The organism is Lentzea xinjiangensis (assembly GCF_900110955.1).
Classification (GTDB): domain Bacteria; phylum Actinomycetota; class Actinomycetes; order Mycobacteriales; family Pseudonocardiaceae; genus Lentzea; species Lentzea xinjiangensis.
In genome coordinates, this window is the sequence record NZ_FOFR01000005.1 from 319418 (window position 1) to 336349 (window position 16932).

13 protein-coding genes are annotated in these 16932 nt (G+C 73.1%); 12 read left to right on the plus strand and 1 reads right to left on the minus strand.

Features of this window, described 5'->3' with window-relative positions; all coding sequences use genetic code 11:
• The first annotated feature begins 34 nt into the window (after nucleotides 1-34).
• The 6 genes from BMW88_RS14875 to BMW88_RS14900 are packed head-to-tail and all read left to right on the plus strand — an operon-like array spanning nucleotide 35 to nucleotide 8054.
• Nucleotides 35-727 (plus strand): response regulator transcription factor, encoded by a 693-nt coding sequence (locus tag BMW88_RS14875; RefSeq protein ID WP_177221108.1) that lies wholly within the window; start codon nucleotides 35-37, stop codon nucleotides 725-727.
• A complete protein-coding gene (locus tag BMW88_RS14880; RefSeq protein ID WP_245777789.1) occupies nucleotides 721-1977 on the plus strand; it encodes a sensor histidine kinase in 1257 nt (418 codons plus the stop codon). The genes BMW88_RS14875 and BMW88_RS14880 overlap by 7 nt, the downstream gene beginning before the upstream one ends.
• 50 nt (nucleotides 1978-2027) lie before the next feature.
• Nucleotides 2028-3899 carry a fibronectin type III domain-containing protein gene (locus BMW88_RS14885; RefSeq protein WP_089951285.1) on the plus strand — a complete coding sequence of 624 codons (1872 nt, stop codon included), beginning with the start codon at nucleotides 2028-2030 and terminating at the stop codon, nucleotides 3897-3899.
• Nucleotides 3896-4855 carry an AAA family ATPase gene (locus tag BMW88_RS14890; RefSeq protein ID WP_245777790.1) on the plus strand — a complete coding sequence of 320 codons (960 nt, stop codon included), beginning with the start codon at nucleotides 3896-3898 and terminating at the stop codon, nucleotides 4853-4855. Before BMW88_RS14885 ends, BMW88_RS14890 begins: the two co-directional genes overlap by 4 nt.
• A 2-nt stretch (nucleotides 4856-4857) precedes the next feature.
• Complete coding sequence (locus BMW88_RS14895; protein WP_089951286.1) at nucleotides 4858-5979, plus strand: DUF58 domain-containing protein; 1122 nt, start codon at nucleotides 4858-4860, stop codon at nucleotides 5977-5979.
• Nucleotides 5976-8054 (plus strand): transglutaminase TgpA family protein, encoded by a 2079-nt coding sequence (locus tag BMW88_RS14900; protein WP_089951287.1) that lies wholly within the window; start codon nucleotides 5976-5978, stop codon nucleotides 8052-8054. Before BMW88_RS14895 ends, BMW88_RS14900 begins: the two co-directional genes overlap by 4 nt.
• 70 nt (nucleotides 8055-8124) lie before the next feature.
• Here the strand turns inward: BMW88_RS14900 and BMW88_RS14905 are convergent, their stop codons facing one another.
• Nucleotides 8125-9480 carry a serine/threonine protein kinase gene (locus BMW88_RS14905; protein ID WP_245777791.1) on the minus strand — a complete coding sequence of 452 codons (1356 nt, stop codon included), beginning with the start codon at nucleotides 9478-9480 and terminating at the stop codon, nucleotides 8125-8127.
• Nucleotides 9481-9679: 199 nt separating this feature from the next.
• Between BMW88_RS14905 and BMW88_RS14910 the strand changes: the two genes are divergently transcribed.
• From BMW88_RS14910 to BMW88_RS14935, 6 genes are all read left to right on the plus strand, one after another.
• Nucleotides 9680-11089 carry a UbiA family prenyltransferase gene (locus tag BMW88_RS14910; protein WP_143116078.1) on the plus strand — a complete coding sequence of 470 codons (1410 nt, stop codon included), beginning with the start codon at nucleotides 9680-9682 and terminating at the stop codon, nucleotides 11087-11089.
• A complete protein-coding gene (locus BMW88_RS14915) occupies nucleotides 11086-11574 on the plus strand; it encodes a hypothetical protein (RefSeq protein ID WP_089951289.1) in 489 nt (162 codons plus the stop codon). Before BMW88_RS14910 ends, BMW88_RS14915 begins: the two co-directional genes overlap by 4 nt.
• Nucleotides 11567-14056, plus strand: coding sequence for an Hsp70 family protein (locus BMW88_RS14920; protein WP_089951290.1), 2490 nt, complete (start codon nucleotides 11567-11569; stop codon nucleotides 14054-14056). The genes BMW88_RS14915 and BMW88_RS14920 overlap by 8 nt, the downstream gene beginning before the upstream one ends.
• Nucleotides 14053-14910 (plus strand): hypothetical protein, encoded by an 858-nt coding sequence (locus tag BMW88_RS14925; protein WP_089951291.1) that lies wholly within the window; start codon nucleotides 14053-14055, stop codon nucleotides 14908-14910. Before BMW88_RS14920 ends, BMW88_RS14925 begins: the two co-directional genes overlap by 4 nt.
• Before the next feature lie 256 nt (nucleotides 14911-15166).
• A complete protein-coding gene (locus BMW88_RS14930; protein WP_177221109.1) occupies nucleotides 15167-15979 on the plus strand; it encodes an MOSC domain-containing protein in 813 nt (270 codons plus the stop codon).
• The gene (locus BMW88_RS14935) at nucleotides 15942-16895 is read left to right on the plus strand and encodes a PDR/VanB family oxidoreductase (protein ID WP_143116079.1); all 954 of its coding nucleotides are present in this window, start codon (nucleotides 15942-15944) and stop codon (nucleotides 16893-16895) included. Before BMW88_RS14930 ends, BMW88_RS14935 begins: the two co-directional genes overlap by 38 nt.
• The last annotated feature ends 37 nt before the right edge of the window (nucleotides 16896-16932 follow it).

Genomic DNA, 16932 nt, shown 5'->3' on the forward strand with positions numbered 1-16932 from the left:
GTGCCAACCATCTCCGTGACCACATGAGGATTTGATGACACGACCGGTGGGAGGGGTTCTTCCGCGCGTGCTGCTCGTCGAGGACTACGAGGACACGCGCGTCGCGCTCGTGGTCGAGCTCGAGGCCGCCGGCTTCGACGTCGACGACGCGGAGGACATCGCGGGTGCCGACAGGGCGTTGCGCGCCAACGACTACGACTGCGTCGTCTTCGACCGGCTGCTGCCCGACGGCGACTCGATCACGTACGTGCACCGCCGGCGCCGGGAGGGCTGGGCCACGCCCGTGCTGTTCCTGACCCAGCTGGACAGCGTCACCGACCGGGTCGCCGGGTTCGACCACGGCGGCGACGACTACGTGGTCAAGCCGTGCGACATGGCCGTGGTGACCGCGCGCGTGCGGGCGATGTGCCGCCGGGCGGGGCGCGCCCGGCCGTCGGTGCTGCGCCACGCGGACCTCGAGGTCGACTGCGCGCGCCGCGAGGCGCGGCGGGGCGGGACGCTGCTCACCCTCAGCCACAAGGAGTTCGCCGTGCTCGAGCACCTGATCTCGCGCGCGGGCACGACCGTGACCAGGTCGGCGCTGATCGAGCACTGCTGGGACGCCAGCACGGACCCGATGTCCAACGTGGTGGACAAGGTCGTGCAGCGGCTGCGGCTCAAGCTGCTCGAACCCGACCTCATCCACACCGTGCGCGGGGTGGGCTTCCGGCTGGAGGCCCAGTGGTGATCACCGGGGCCGCGGCGCGGCTGCGCGGCCTGAGGTGGGTGCTCACCGGGCTCTTCACGGCGCTGAACGCCGCGGGGGTGCTGCTGGTCGCGTGGTTGATGCTCGACCTCGACGCGCAGAAGGGCGAGCAGACCCTCGACGCCGACCTGCACCGGGTGCCGCCGCTGGTGGCGCGGCAGCTCGAGTTCACCGGCGGCAGGCTCGACACGAGCGGCCTCTTCGGCGACTCGATCACGGTCGAGTGCCCGCAGTTCGCGGTGCTCCCCGCCGGCGACGGCCGGTTCGAGCCCTACCTGAGCGGCGCGTCCTGCGTGGACGTCGACCTGGCCGTGCTGAGCGGGCTCGCGGCTGACGCGGTGCGGACGCGGGTGCCGCAGAGCGGTTACGTGCGCGCGGTGGACGGCAAGCTCGTGCGGATCTACGCCCATCCGTTCACCAGCGCGGACGGGCCGTACGTCGGTGCCGTCGTCGCGCACGCCGACGCGCAGCAGGAGAAGGACCGCCGCGACCGGCGCGTGCTGTTCGTGGCGCTGGGCTGCGTGGTCCTCGTCGGCGCGCTCGGCGGCACCGGCCACGTCCTCTCCGGCCTCGCGATCAGACCCGCGGCGAACGCGCTCGACCAGCACGAGGAGATGCTCAACGGCATCGCGCACGACCTGAGGAGGCCGGTCACCGGGCTGCGGGCGCTCGCGGACACGGCGATGCGCAACCCCGCCAGCATGGACAAGGTGCTGCCGCGCATCGTGCGGCTGTCCAAGTGGATGGGCGGGATCGTGGGCACGCAGCTCATGCACGCCAAGTTCGAGGCCGGCGTGCAGCAGCTCGAGCTCCAGCCGGTGCAGCTCGACCAGCTCGTCTCCGCCGTCGTCGAGGACGTTCCCGCCCAGGGCGCGCGCATCACCTTCACGGCCGTGCCGACCACGGTGGACGCCGACCCGGTCATGATCGGGCGCGCCGTCGAGAACCTGATCGGCAACGCCCTCCAGCACGGCCACCTGCCCGGCGCCGCCCCGGTCGTGCACGTGGGCGTCGGCGACGGCCGGGTCGTGGTCGCCGACGAGGGACCGGGCCTCGACCCGGCGGCCGCGCAGCGGGCGCTCCAGCGGTTCACCAGCAGCGGCGGGTCGACGGGACTGGGCCTGTACCTCGTCCAGCGGATCGTGCACGCGCACGGCGGCACGCTCGGGATCTACCGCTCCGAGACCGGTGGGGCCGTTTTCGAGATCGCGCTGCCCTCCGGACGGAACTGAATGTACCGATCCCGAATGTTTCGTGTACCGACCTCGTTACCCTGAGTGCCGTGAGCGAGCGCAAGCACTCCCGCTGGCCGCTGGTCGGCCTGGTCGTCGCCGTCGTCGCCGTCGTGACGCTGGCGCTGACGGGCGCCGCGAAACACGTGCCCGGCCTCGAGTTCATCCCGTCGGGGCACTGGGTCGCGAACTCCGACCTCGGCCTGGTGGTCCGCGTGGACGGCGCGACCAAGAAGCCCGACACGCAGGTGTCGATCCCCGGCCTCACCCCCGGCAGCCAGGTGGTGCAGGACGAGAGCCGCGGCTACGTCGTCGGCGAGGACGACGTGACGATCTTCGGCAAGTCGACGCTGTCCGTGGAGGCGACGGTGCCCACGCCCGTCAAGGGTGAGCGGCCGGTGCCGGTGCAGACCGCGGGCGGGGCCTACCTGGTCTTCCGGCAGAGCGGCAAGATCGCGCGGCTCGGCCTGGAGGCCCCCCAGGTCTTCTCGGCGGACGGGCCGGTGGGACCGCCCGTGGCCACCAGCGACGGCACGGTGTGGGTGCACCGCACGGACTCCGGGGCGATCTGCAAGGCGGAGCGCGGCGCCACCAGCCTCTCCTGCCCCGCCACGGCGCCCGCCGGGCACTCCGGCGCTCTCACCGTGAGCGGCGACCGGGTCGTGTTCGTGGACACCACCGCGGACACCATGAGCGTGGTGGAGCAGAACGGGTTCGGTCCCCCGGCGAAGCTCGGGGTCGACGCGCCGGCGAACGCGCGCATCGCCCCCGCGGACGCCGCCGGCAAGGTGGTCGTGCTCGACCCGTCCGGGAACCGCATGCACCTCGTGGAGGCGCGGGTCGACGAGAAGGGCGCGCTCGCCGAGCAGCGGCCTCCCGCGCGGACCGTGCCGCTCCCGGCCGGTGACTACGACGGCCCGTCGGTCAGCGGTGAGTCCGTCGTGCTGCTCGACCACAAGAGCAGCTCGGTGCGCACCTACGACAACCAGGGCCGCCAGAAGCACTCCACGCCGATCCCGCCGGAGAAGGGCAAGCCCGAGCTGGTCCGCGGCGAGGACGCGCGCGTGTACGTCGACGGTGCCGAGGGCAAGCACGTCGTGGTCGTGGACAAGGACGGTTCGGTGCAGCCGGTGCCCGTCGTCGGCGCGAAGCCGGACGAGCCCAGGCAGCCCGTGCCGCCGCCCGTCGCGCCCACCTCGGACCAGCCGGCGACCAGGCCCCCGGAGACGCCGGTGGCGCCTCCGAACACCGTCCGGCCCGTGCCGCCGCCCGCGCGCACCAACCAGGCCCAGCCACCACCACGGACACCGGTGCCGCCGCCGGCGCAGACACCGCCGCCGATCCCGGTGACGCCGCCCGGCATGCCGCAGAACCTCGCCATCGCGATCACGACGCAGCAGGTGGACGCGACCGTGACGTGGGCAGCCGCGCCCGCCAACGGCGCGCCGGTGACCGCCTACCACATCTCCTGGCAGAGCCAGGGCGGGCGTTCCGGCGCGACGACGGTGGGCGGCACGGTGTTCTCCCACGTCATCAAGGGCATCTGGCAGGGCACCGACCACCCGTTCACCGTCACCGTGGTCGCGCAGAACAGCGCGGGCCGGGGAACGCCCGCGACGGCGAGCCACGCCCCGCCCCAGCGCGTCAAGAAGATCAACCTCACCAAGGGCCCGCTGGCGCCGGAGTGCGACCGGTCCGACTGCTACTGGATGCACATCGTCATGACCGGTTTCGCGCCGAACACCAGGTACACCGTGACGCCGCACTCGACGTCCCCCACGTACGAGAACGGAGGCCACGGCATCACCACCGACGAACAGGGTTACGCCGAGTTCAACGCCTTCTACTACAACGTCGCCGGTGACACGGTGTGGGTCACGACCGGCGGCGTCGAATCGAACCGCCTGGAATGGACGGAATGAACCACATGCGTGCCGCAGCGGTGTTCTCGGCGATCTCCGACAACGTCCAGCTCGTGATCAGGGGCAAGCAGGACGTCGTGCGCCTGGCGGTCGTCGCGCTGCTCGCCGAGGGCCACCTGCTCATCGAGGACGTGCCCGGCCTGGGCAAGACGACGCTCGCGCGGTGCCTCGCGCGCAGCATCGGCGGGAGCTGGAGCCGCATCCAGTTCACGCCCGACCTGCTGCCCGGCGACATCACCGGGGTGACCGTGTACCACCAGAAGGAGGAGCGGTTCACCTTCCACCCCGGCGCGGTCTTCGCGAACGTCGTCGTGGCCGACGAGATCAACCGCGGCACGCCGAAGACGCAGTCGGCGATGCTCGAGGTGATGTCGGAGCGCCGGGTCACCGTCGACGGGCAGGCGCACGAGGTGCCGTCGCCGTTCCTGGTGGTGGCGACGCAGAACCCGATCGAGATGGAGGGCACCTACCGGTTGCCGGAGGCGCAGCTCGACCGGTTCCTGCTGCGGCTGTCGGTGGGCTACCCGGACGTCGCCGACGAGGTGTCGATCATCATGAACAACTGCACCGGGATGACCGCCGACCGGCTGCAACCGGTCGTGGAGATCGCCTCGCTCGTGGAGGCGATCACCGAGGTCCGCGGGTTGTTCGTCGACGGGGCGATCTGCGAGTACGCGGCCCGCATCTGCGCGGCGACGCGGATCCACGCCTCGGTGCGGTTCGGCGCGAGCCCGCGTGGCAGCATCGCCCTGGTGCGCGCGGGGCAGGCGCTGGCCGCCACGGCCGGCCGGTCCTTCGTCACCGCGGACGACATCAAGTACGTCGCGGTGCCCGCGCTCGCACACCGGCTCGTGCTGACCGCCGAGGCCGAGCTCAAGCAGCGGTCCGCAGCGGACGTCGTGGCGGAGGTGCTCGCGACCACCCCGGCGCCGACGATGAGCGCCGCGGGCCGCTAGTCATGCGGCTGACCGTGCGGGGCACCGCCGTGCTGGTGGTGTCGCTGGGGCTGGGCGCGGCCGGGTTCTGGGGGCGCTACCCGTTGTTCCTGCTGCTGGCGCTGGCCGGGCTGGTGGCCGTGGTGGCCGCGGTGCTCGTGACGTTCCGGCGGGTGGACGTCGAGGTGACGCGGGACGTGTACCCCGACCGCGTCGAGCGGGGTGCGCAGGCGCTCGGGAAGCTGAAGGTGCGCAACCCCTCCACGAGGTGGCAGCGCGGGTTCCTCGCCGTGGACACCGCCGGCGGGTTCCACCGCACGGTCCAGGTGCACGGCCTGGCGCCGGGCACGTCGCGCCCGTACGACTACCAGCTCCCGACGCCGGTGCGGGGCAGGATGCCGGTCGGCCCGCTGACGTTGTCGCGCACCGACCCGTTCGGCCTGGCGCGCAACAGCGTGACCGTCGGCGCCACGGTGACGCTGTGGGTGCACCCGCGTTCGCACCCCGCGCTGGCGCGGACGGGCGGCTTTCCCCGCCACCACCACGAGGGCCGGTCGAACGAGCGCCTGCGCGGGTCGCTCGACCTCCGCGAGCTGCGCGAGTACCAGCCGGGTGACGAGGTGCGCGACATCCACTGGAAGGCGACCGCGCGCACCGGCCGCTTGATGGTCAAGGAGTCCGCGGACCCCGACCAGCCCCGGCTGACCGTCGTGCTCGACACCCGTGCGTCCGCGCTGCCGCCGTTCGCCTTCGAGGAGGCCGTGGACGCCGCCGCCTCGCTGCTGCGCTCCGCCGCGCTCGCCGGGCACCACGCGCGGCTGCTGACGTCGTGCGGCACGGACGTCGCCACGGCGGGCGGGCCGCTCGCGGCGCGGCAACTGCTCGACCAGCTCTGCCTGCTGCGGCAGAGCACCGAGACCGGGACGCTGTTGTCGGCGGTCCGGCACCAGGGCGGTTTCCTCGCCGTGGTGACGTCGGGAACCGCCGACGTGGCGGAGCTGTCCGGGTTGCGCTCCCGGTATTCGTCGATCTTCCTGCTCGCGCTGACGCAGGACGGGAACGCCACCCACGTGCCGGGTGCGCGGGTGCTGGCCGCCGCGGACGCCGCTGGAGTGGTGGGGCTGTGGAACGAGGTGCGGACGTGACGAAGCGGTTGCCCGTGGCGCTGGTCGTCCTCGCCGCCGCCGTGGCCGGCTTGTGCTTCACGCCGGTTTTCGGTGCCGGCGCACTGCTCCCGGTCATCCTCGTGGTCGCGGTGGTGACCGGGGGTGCCGCGCTGCTGGCCGAGCCGATCGTCGCGTGGCGCCCCCTCGTCGTCACGCTCGCCGGGCTGCTGGCCGTCGTGGAGGTGCTGCTGTTCCCGACGACGCTCGCCGGGCTGCCCACCGGCACGACGTTCGCGGTGCTGGCCGAGGGCGTCACCGACTCCTGGCAGCTCACCCTGCAGTCGACCTGGCCCGTCCGGCCCGACCCGCGGCTCGTGCTGTTCGTGCCGCTGCTCGTGCTGGCGGCGTGCGCGTTCGGGCTGGAAGTCCTGCTACGGCTGAAGAAACCGGTGCTCGCGCTGGCGCCCAGCTTCGCCGTCGTCGTGCTGAGCCAGGTGTTCGGCGCGGTCACCGGGCTCGCCGCCGTGGTGGCCGCCCTCTCCTACCTCGTCGTCGCCGCCGGGCTGTTCGCACTGAGCCGTCCGTCGGACGAACACCAGTCCGCCCGGGCGTTCCTGCCCGTCCCGCTGGTCGTGATCGCGGTCGTGGTGGTGGCCGGCCTGCTCCTGCCGATGCCCGGTCCCCCCTACTCCCTCAAGCAGGACCACCTCGTGCCGGTGTCGGCCAGGACGACCAGCCCGCTCGACGACATCGCCCACCGGCGCGCGCAGCCGGACACGCCGGTGTTCAGCGTGCGATCGGCGTGCGACGAGTGCGTGCCCGACCGGTGGCCGGTCGTCGTGCTCGACACCTACGACGGTGTCGCGTGGGCCGCGGACAGCCGGTACCGCAGGCTCGGCAGCGAGCTCCCGCCACCCGGCCTCGACGTCCCGGTGGCGCGCAGGGACGCGGTGATCAGCCTGCGGGAGGCGAGCACCCGGTGGCTGCCGAGCCAGCCGTGGCCCGCCGCCGTGAGCGGAGCCGAGCCGCTGGTGGAGGAGACCGAGGGCAGCCTGCTCGCCCCGAGTCCACTGGGGACGGACACGGCCTACGGGCTGAGCTGGTGGGAGCCGGAGGTCGGCGGCTCGCTCGACGGGTTCGCGATCGACCCCGCGCTCGGTGGCCGCGACGGCGTGGGCACACCACCGCCGGGCGTCGCCGAGCTCGCCACCGGAGCGGTCAAGGGGGTCCGGTCGAGCTTCACCTCGGCGTTGCAGCTCGAACGGTTCCTGCGGGAGAACTACCGGCGGGTGGACGGGCCGGGCGGGCAGAGCTGGCCGCAGCTCCGGCGGTTCCTGATCGACACCAAGGAAGGCACGAGCGAGCAGTTCGCCTCCGCGTACGTGGTGCTGGCCAGGATGCTCGGCATCCCGGCCCGCCTCGTCGTCGGTTACCGCACCCCGGAACGGAAGTCCGGCGACGAGTACGTCGTCCACAACGACGACGCGCTGGCGTGGCCCGAGGTCGCGGTCGCCGGTGTCGGCTGGGTGCCGCTGGACCCGGCCGGCGCGGCGACGCGCGGCACGGGCAAGGACGGCGGCCTGACCGCGGCGACGCAGAACGCGCGGGAGAGGCTGCCGGCCGACCCACAGGACCCGCCGGTGGAACCGGGGCCGTCGGCGCAGGGCGAGCAGGACGAGCGGGACACGCCGTTCCCCTACGCGGCGGTGCTGGGTCCGGTGGCCGCACTGCTGCTCGCGTGGCTCGCCGGGGTGCCGGTGGCCAAGTGGGTCAGGGCGCGCGGGCGGCGGCGCAAACCGGGCAGCGCCGCCGTGCACGGCGCCTGGCTGGAGGCACGCGACCGGCTGCGCGAGCACCGGGTACCGCTCACGGCGGGCATGACCCCGCTGGAGACGGCACACGTCGCGGCGGGGGCGGGCCTGCCCGGTGCCGCCGCCGGGCTGCGCACGCTCGCGGCCGCGGTGGACCACGCCATGTGGTCGGGGACCGCACCGGGTCCGCAGGTTCGCGACGACGCCTGGGCCGCGGTGCGCGCGGTGCGGCGCGGGCTGCGTGCCCGTGGTCCGGCGGCACGGCTGCGCGCCGCGGTCGATCCGCGCACGCTGAGGTCGTGAGCACCCACGTCCCGGATGCCGACGTCCTGCACGCCTGAGCCGTGACCACCGGAGCGCGGCCGTCTGGGCGTCAGAGCTTGCAGTTGGCGCCGCGCAGACCCTTCGGCTTGCTCTCGTAGACGCGCAGGCCGTCGGTTCCCTGCACCAGGAAGCAGTACTTGCGGCTCGGGTCGACCTCGACCTTGAGCGAGCGGTTCCGCTGGGCGTACTTCGGCTGGGGCTTCTCGCCCTCCGCCGCGACCATGACGAAGAACTCGAGCTGTTCCTCGGTCTCCCACCGCAGGTCGACGTGGTCGACGTTGTCGACGGGGTCGGCGAGCTGGAGCAGGACCGCCTTCTCCGGGGTCGGCGGCGCCTGGATGGGCGCGTCGCCGCGCACCGCGGGATCGGTGCGCATCAGGAACACCCCCAGCGCCACCACGACGAGCAACCCGGCCGCACCACCGATCACCGGCAACGCGGGGTGCTTCCTGGTGGTGGTGCCGGGTGCGGACACGAACACGGGCGCTCCGCGCGGCACCAGCGGACGGGGTGGCGCGCCGGAGGAGCCGGCGGCCGGCGTGCCGGGCGCCGACAGCCGGTCGAGCCACGTCGCGACGTCGCGCATGCTGCCGGGGCGGATCGCCGGGTCCTTCGCGAGCAGCGCTCTCACCAGTTCGGCGAGCTCGTCGGGCAGGCCGGGGCGGTCGAGGCGGGGCACGGCCGAGCCGAGGACTCGGAGCTTGCGGTCGTCCGGGTGCTCGCCGAGCCGCGCGGGATGCGGTGACAGCCCGGACAGCGCCAGGTACAGCACGGCGCCCAGGCCGTAGAGGTCGGAGCGTTCGTCGGCGGTGCCGTGCTCCAGGGTCTCCGGTGCGAGGAAGTCGACGCCGGCACCGCCCTCGTGCGGGAACGCCCGGCGCAGCGTGACGCCGAAGTCCGCGAGCACGGGCTCTCCCGAGGGCCGGTACAGCACGTTGCCCGGCGTGACGCCGCCGTGGACGATGCCCGCCTCGTGCGCGGCCGCGAGCGCCAGTGCCAGCGTCCGGCCCAGGGCGACGGCCTCCGCGATCGGCAGCGGGCCTTCCTGCTCCACCACGCCGGTCAGCGACTGCGTGCACAGCTCCATGCGCACCGCGCTGCGGTCGCCGAGGTCCTCCAACGCGTCCGCTACCAGCACCGACGCCTGGGCCCGCAGCGGCGCGAGGCGGGCGAGCTCGCGTTCGACCTCGGTGCGGGTGCGGCGGGGCAGCTTCGCGCGGAACACCTTGAGAGCGACGGCTTCTCCCGTGCCGGTGCGGACACCGGCGTAGACCGTCGCCCGCGGCCCGGTGCCGAGCGGCGTCAAGTCCCCGAACCCGTGATCAGTTGCCATCGCGGGCTTCATCTTAGAGAAGTCCTCCCCGGTGACCACCACCTGCCGGACCGGTTCCGCGCTGGTCCTCATCCGGTGATCGTAGGCAGGTGAAGGGGCGATCCGGCCCGCACGGCAGGAAGCGGCCTCCGGAGAGGGCTGCGCCACCGCCGGCCGAGGTCGTACCCAGGCCTGCTCACCGCTGACCGGCTGCTGCACGGCAGCGCGGCCGCGCTGGCAGGAAGAGGTCAGCGGGCCGCGCCGGGCGGTGTGGCGGCCATAGCGTGATCTCATGCCGATCAGCCAGGACAGAAGTCGCGTGGCCGCGAACCGGCTGCGCGAGATCGCGGGGCCGGACCTCTACCGGCGCAACCCGTTCCGCGTCGTCGGACTGGCCACGAACGCCAAGCCGGCGCAGGTGCGCGCACAGCGCCACCTGCTGCTCGGGGCGCTCGACCTCGGCAGCGGCGGGGTCGCGGGCGATCGGCGGCTGCCGTTGCCGCGACCGCCGTCCGCGCAGGAGGTGCGCACGGCGTTCGACTCGCTGGAACGCCCGGACCACCGCCTGGTGGACGAGCTGTTCTGGTGGTGGGGCGAGCCCGGCGCCTGCGGGTGCCCGGCGGAGGTCCACGAGGAGCACGACGCCGCGGTCGAGGCGCACGCGAAGGCACTCGACGCCGAGACCGACGAGGAGCTCTGGGTCGACGCCGCCGACGCGTGGATGGACGCGCTGGACCACCCGGGGTTCTGGGACCACGTGCGGCACCGGACGGCGGCGCTGTCCGACCGCAGGATGGATGAGTCCACAGTGGACGGACTACGGGCCGCGCTGCCCAAGGCGCTGCTCGCGCCACAGGTCGCCCTGGCCGGCACCGAGCCGGCGCTCGCGGATCTGCTCGACGCGTGGGACCTGCCCGCCGCGGTGCTCGACGACGCGCGGCGCACCGCGGCCGAGCCGGCGTCCAGGCGGATCGACGAACTGGTCGACGAGGTGCACTCGTTGCTGCGCACCGAGGTGGTCCACGTGGCGGCCGACCGGGTGGACGAGCTGCCGGCGCTCGCCGACCTGCTCGACCGGCTCGCGCCGCACGAGCGGTACCGCTGGTCGGCCAAGCAGCGCAACAGGGTCGCCGTCATGCTCAACAACTGCGGGCTGGCGCTGAAGTCCGCCGACCGGTACCGGTCGGCGGACCTGCTGGAACGGGCGTTGTCGTACGTCGTCGAGGAGAGCGACCGGGCGACCATCGCCGACAACCTGGCGGCCGCACCGGCTCCGTCCTGGCCCGCGGTGGACCTCGGGAGGCAGGGCGGGACCACGAGGAGTCCCGGTTACCCGGTCAGGACGCCGGACCCGCTGCTGCCGGCCCGCTGGCCGTCGAACCTCGCGGTGTTCGCCCTCTACGTCGCGGCGATGACGATCTGCGTGACCGGCCTGCTCGGCGCGCCGACGTGGGTCTCGGTCATCGCGACCGTCCTGTTCTCCTGGGCGCCCATGGGAGTCATCACCTCCGACTGGTACCGGTCCCTCATGAGCGACGTGGCGACGTTCGTCGTGGGCGGGCTCGCGTTCGTGCTCGGCTGGTCGGTGGTCAGCTCGACTCCGTGGGACGTGCTGGCGCGGTTCCTGTGGCCCGGCGTCGCCTTCTCCCTGGTCTCCCCGTTCGTGTACGCGCTGTTCGCTGATCGGCAGGACCGCGGATGAGCACGTGGACGAGGTGGCGCGGGCAACGGCGGTACCACCGCGAGTTCCGGATCGCCGCACCGCGCTGGCCGGACCCGGTCTCGCTCACCGCGGCGGTCGAGCAGCTCACCCGGACCACCGAGGACGGTCCGGCGCTGGCCGAGGCGGACCTCGCCGACGCCGCGACGAACCTCTGGCGCGCGCAGCGCCGGCTCTCCCGCCTCGCCGAGGAGGACTCGCGCGAGGCCAAGCGGGTCGGCCGCTACCTGCAGGCCACCCAGCGCGCGCTGGACGAGGCGGGCCTGCTGATCCAGGACCACGACGGAACCACCTTCCACCCCGGCCTGTCGCTCGAGGTGCTGACGATGCAACCGGATCCCGCGCTGCGGCACGAGGTCGTGCGCGAGACGGTCCGCCCGTCGGTCTACCTGGCGGGCAAACGCATCCAGATGGGGCAGGTCATCGTCGGCTACCCCGATGACACCTTGGAGGAAACCGGTGCGTGACACCATCGACTTCGGCATCGACCTCGGCACCACCAACAGCGCAATGGCCGTCGTGCGCGACGGCACCGTGTCGGTGGTCAAGAACAACGACGGCTGGGACTACACGCCGTCCGCCGTGTGGATCCCCAAACCCGGCGTCACGCACGTCGGCCGCAGCGCGCGTGACCGCATCCCGAGCGACCCGGACAACGTGCACATCGAGTTCAAGCAGGAGATGGGGCTCGACGGCGCGGCGCGAGCGTTCCCGAAAGCGGGTCTTTCCCTGACGCCGCAACAGCTCTCCGCCGAGGTGCTGAAGTCGCTGCGGGCCGACGCCGCGCACGCGTTCGGCGAGGCGCCACCGGCCGCGGTCATCACCGTGCCCGCCGCGTTCCGCCTGCACGAGAACAACGCCACCGGTGAGGCGGCCGCGCTGGCCGGGTTCGGCACCTGCCCGCTGGTGCAGGAACCGACGGCCGCGGCGTTCGCGTTCGGCTTCCAGAACGCGAGCACCGACGCGTACTGGATGGTGTTCGACTTCGGCGGCGGCACGTTCGACTCGGCGATCGTCAGCACCCACGACGGCGAGCTGCGCGTGCTCGACCACGCGGGCGACCCGCACCTGGGCGGCAAGCTGATCGACTGGGCGATCGTGGAACGGCTGCTCGTGCCGGCGGCGGAGGCCGGGCTGGGGCTGCGCGGCCTGCGCCGCGACGACCCGTCGTGGCGGAGCAACTTCGCCCTGCTCAAGGACGCGGCGGAGAGGGCCAAGATAGCGCTGTCGCGCAACGAGGTCGTCGAGCTGGACGTTGAGCTGGAGATCGGCGGCCGCAAGGTGACCTTCGACCACGCGCTGCGCCGCGACGAGGTCGACCGCGTGGCCGAGCCGTACTACCTCCGCGCGATCAACCTGTGCCGCGAAGCGCTCACCGCGGCCGGTCTCGGCACCGGCGACATCGACAGGCTGCTGCTGGTCGGCGGGACGACGCTGGCACCGGGCCTGCGCGAACGCCTCGCGGACCCGTCGGTGGGTCTCGGCATCGAGCTGGACCACAGCCAGGACCCCAGCACCGTGGTCGCGCGCGGTGCCGCGGTGTTCGCGAGCACCGTCCCGCTGGACCGCCCGAAGGCACGTGCGGTGGCCGGCGAGTTCGCCGCCGACCTGCGCTACCCGCGCACCACCAGCCTGGACATCGTGCCGGTGCAGGGCAGGTTCGAGAGCACGACCGGGCAGGACTGGTCGCGGTTCCACGTCGTGCTGGCCAACGAGAGCGGCACGCCGCCCTTCCGCACACCCCAGGTCGGCCTGGACGCGCAGGGCACGTTCGTCACCGAGGTGAAGCTGAACGAGCGGACGACGTCGACGTTCACCGTGCAGCTCGTCGACGCCGATGGCGTGCGGTACAAGGTGAACCCGGCCACCGCGTCGATCACGCACGTGACGAACGAGCTGGGTGGCCAGGTGCTGACCAACTCGCTCGGACTGTCCGAAGCGGACGGCACGTTCACGCCGATCCTGCACAAGGGCGCCCGCCTGCCCGCCGCCATGTCCAGCACCTTCTACACCACGATCGCCTTGCACCGCACCGACTCCGACGCGGTCATCCGCATCCCGCTCGTGGAGGGCGAGCGGGCGCGCGCCGACCGCAACCTGCGCATCGGCCTGATCGAGATCAGGCCGAAGGACGTCCGCATCGACCTGCCGAGCGGCAGCGAGGTGGAGATCACCGTCGAGGTGGACGAGTCGCGGCGGGTCACCGTGGTCGCCGACGTGCCGCTGGTGGACGAGCAGTTCGAGGCCGAGATCGACCTCTCGCACGTGCGGCCGCCCGACGCCGCCGCGCTGGAGCGCGAGCTGCGCGAGGTGAACGGCCGGCTGGCCGCGCTGCGAGGGGACGGCCGGGTGCCGGCGCAGGCCCGGCAGAGGCTGGACCGGCTGGAGAACGAGCAGGTGCTGGTGCTGGCCCGCGACGAGGTCCGCGCCGCCGCCACCGACCACGGCAGCGCGGCGGCGGCCGACCAGCGCCTGCGCGACGTCCACGCGGTGCTCGACGAGGTCGAGGAGCAGAGCGACCTGCGCGCCCTGTTCGACGAGCTCGACCAGGAGCTCGCGCAGTGCCGGGAGCTGCTCGACCGCAAGGGCGCGGCCGACGACCACCTGGAACTGGCCGACGTCGAACGCCGCGCCGCCGACCTCCGCGAGCACCCGGACCGCGCCGCGATCGAGGAGCTGCTCAACCGGGCCGTCCACCTCGCGACCACGGTGATGAAGCGCGACGAGACCTACGACATCGCCATCTTCCACCACTTCCGCGCCAACCTGCCGAAGCTGTCCCAGCCGATGCGGGCCCGCGCGCTGATCGCCGAGGGGAACCAGGCACTCGCGGAGGGCAACTGGCGCGTCCTGCCCCTGGTGAACCAGGAGCTGCGCGGCCTGTGGCCCGCGGGGGAACAGGACCGCTCGCCGGGCGGCGTCCGCAGCATGCACGGACGGCAGCGGTGAACGCCATCGCGCACGCCCGCGACGTCGACCTCGCCCGTGCCGCGGAGCTGGCACGGGCGGGCGACCACGACGCCGCGCAGCGGATCCTCGAAGGCCTCGGGCGCGCTCCGGCCACCCTGGACCTGCTGGCCAGGGTGCACGCCCAGCGCGGTGACCTGGCCGCGGCACGGGCGGCGTGGGCCGAGGTGCTGTCCGGCGACCCGGCACACGTCTCGGCACTGGCCGGCACCCGGCTGATCGACGACATCACCGCGGGCAGGCGCCGCGCCCACCCGGTCCCGGTCGCCCTCATCGGTGGTTCGGCGGCACTCGTCGCGGTCGCACTGGCCGCCGTGCTGCTCCCCGCCTCCTCCCCGGACGGAGAACCGCCTGCGGCCCAGGAACCTGCGACCCAGTCACCCGCCATCCGGTCCTCGGTGCCGGCGGCGACCCAGCCGGTCGCCGCCACCCCGGACCCGGAGCTGCTGGCCTCACTGGCCGCCCCGGAGGTGCGCCTCACCCCCGCCGGCACCGGTGTCCGCGTGGTGTTCGCGCGGGGGATGTTCGGGCCGGACAGCACCGCGCTGAGCCAGGAGGGGCGGGAGCAGTTGCAGCGCTGGGGACGACTGCTGCGCGGCAAGCGGGTACGCGTGACGGTGTTCGGGCACGGCGTCGTGGTCCCGGGCGGCCCGGTGACGGGAGGCTCGGCGACGGCGGTGGCCAGGGCGGCCGCGGCCGTCGAGGTGCTCGCGGCGGCGGGCGAGCAGCCGCCCGCCGTGTTCGTCCTGCGATCGGCCGAGCAGTCGGACGCCCCGCACACGGGCGCCGACCCCGCTCCGAACCGGACCGTGACCTTGCGGGTGGACCCCTGGTGATCTTCTCCGCCGAGTGGCGGGAAATCACCCGGAACGCATTCCGCCGAAGCGGCGATCATTCACACGGAGACGACCGCCGACCGGATTTCGCGGGGGTAAATCTTCCCTTGCCGAGAACGCACTTGTCGTCGCACCGGAGCGTGCCTAGTTTCGGAGGTGCTCACGGCGATCGCCATTGACGGCGACGACAGGAATGCGAGAAATCCGTGTCCGGCAAAACATTCATGAGCACGTCCACGCCATCAGCGGCGCCTTCGTGGTGAAGGGGCGCGGCTCGGTTCGGGAGCTGTTCGTCCACCCGGTGAAAGGACTCGGCGCGCAACCGCTGGACCGGGTCTGGCTCCGGCCGGGCGGGGGGATGCCGAACGACCGGATCTTCGCGCTCGCCCGGCCGGACGGCGGTCACCGGCCGGGGACGAGGACGGGGCTGTCGAAGAAGGAGTTCTTCGCCCTGGTCTCGGACCACCGGCTGGCCGGGCTCGACACCCACCTCGACGTCGAGTCGGACGTCCTCACCGTGCGAGTCGCGGGACACGACGTGTTGAAAGCCGATCTGGGCACCGCGGAAGGCGCCGGTGCGGCGGTGCGGTTCTTCACACGCGTGCTCGACCTGCCCGCGGGAACGGCACCGGTGCTCGCGCGGGAGCCGGGCAGGCGCTTCACCGACGCGAACGCGCTCGGCGACGGACCGATGAACTGGCTCACGGTCGTCAACCTGGCCTCGGTGCGGGACCTGGAGGCGCGCACCGGCACCACGATCGACCCGAAGCGGTTCCGCGCCAACGTCTTGGTAGACGGCTTGAGCGCGTGGTCCGAACTGGACCTCGTCGGGCAGGAGTTCTACCTGGGCGGCGTGCGCGTGCGGGGCGTGCGCCGGACCAAGCGCTGCGCCGCGACCGAGGTCGCGCCGGGGACGGGTCTGCGCGACCTGCCGGTGGTGACCCTGATCCAGCGGACCCGCGGCCACCACTTCATGGGAATCCACGTGGAGGTCCTCACCGCGGGACTGCTGGAGAAGGGCGGTGAGGTCGTTGTCGGTTCTGCGCCTGCGGGTCAGCGAGTCGGCTGATCTCACGCCGACCGTCCGCCGGTTCGTCCTGCGCGACCCGGCCGGGCTCGCGCTACCGGCGTACGAGCCCGGTGCGCACGTCGTGGTCACCACTCCCGCCGGGCACAAGCGCAGCTACAGCCTCGTCGATCCGGGTGGGGCCCGGCCGCGGGAGTACACCGTGTGCGTGCGCCGTGAGAACGACGGCCGGGGCGGCTCCACGAGCATGCACGACGACGTGACGACGGGCACCGAGCTCCTGGTCTCCGCGCCGGTCAACAGGTTCCCGCTCCTCCCCTCCCCCGAGTACCTGTTCATCGCCGGAGGGATCGGCATCACGCCGATCCGGGCGATGGTGCACCGGTTGCGCGCGGAGGGCCGGACCGGTGCGCGGCTGCTGTACCTGACGCAGTCCGCCGAAGAAACGCCTTTCCTGCAGGAGTTCGACGGTCCGCAGGACACCGTGCACCACAGTGACGACCGCGGCCTGCTCGACCTGTGGCCCTACCTCGCCGAACCGGACGACGACGTGCGCGTCTACTGCTGCGGGCCTGCTCCGCTCCTGCGGGCCGTACGGGCGATGACCGCGCACTGGCGCGTGAGCCGGGTCCACATGGAGCAGTTCGCGGCCGCCGGCAGCGGCTTCTCCCTGCCGTTCACCGCCATCTGGGCGCCCGACGGGCGCCGGGTGGAGGTTCCCGCCCACCTCTCGCTCCTCGCCGCCCTGCGCCGCGACGGCATCGCGGTCGAGTCGTCCTGCGAGGCCGGCGTGTGCGGCACCTGCCGCCTCGCGCTCCTCGGCGGCGAGGTCGAGCACCGCGACTCGGTGCTGACCGGGAGCGAGCGCCTTTCCGGCGTGGTCGCCTGCGTCTCGCGGGCCACGTCCCCGGAGATCGTCATCGGGCCGCATGGTCCTTCCCGAAGGGATTTCTCGTGATCATCCATCTGCGTCCCGCGACGACGGGCGGCGGCCC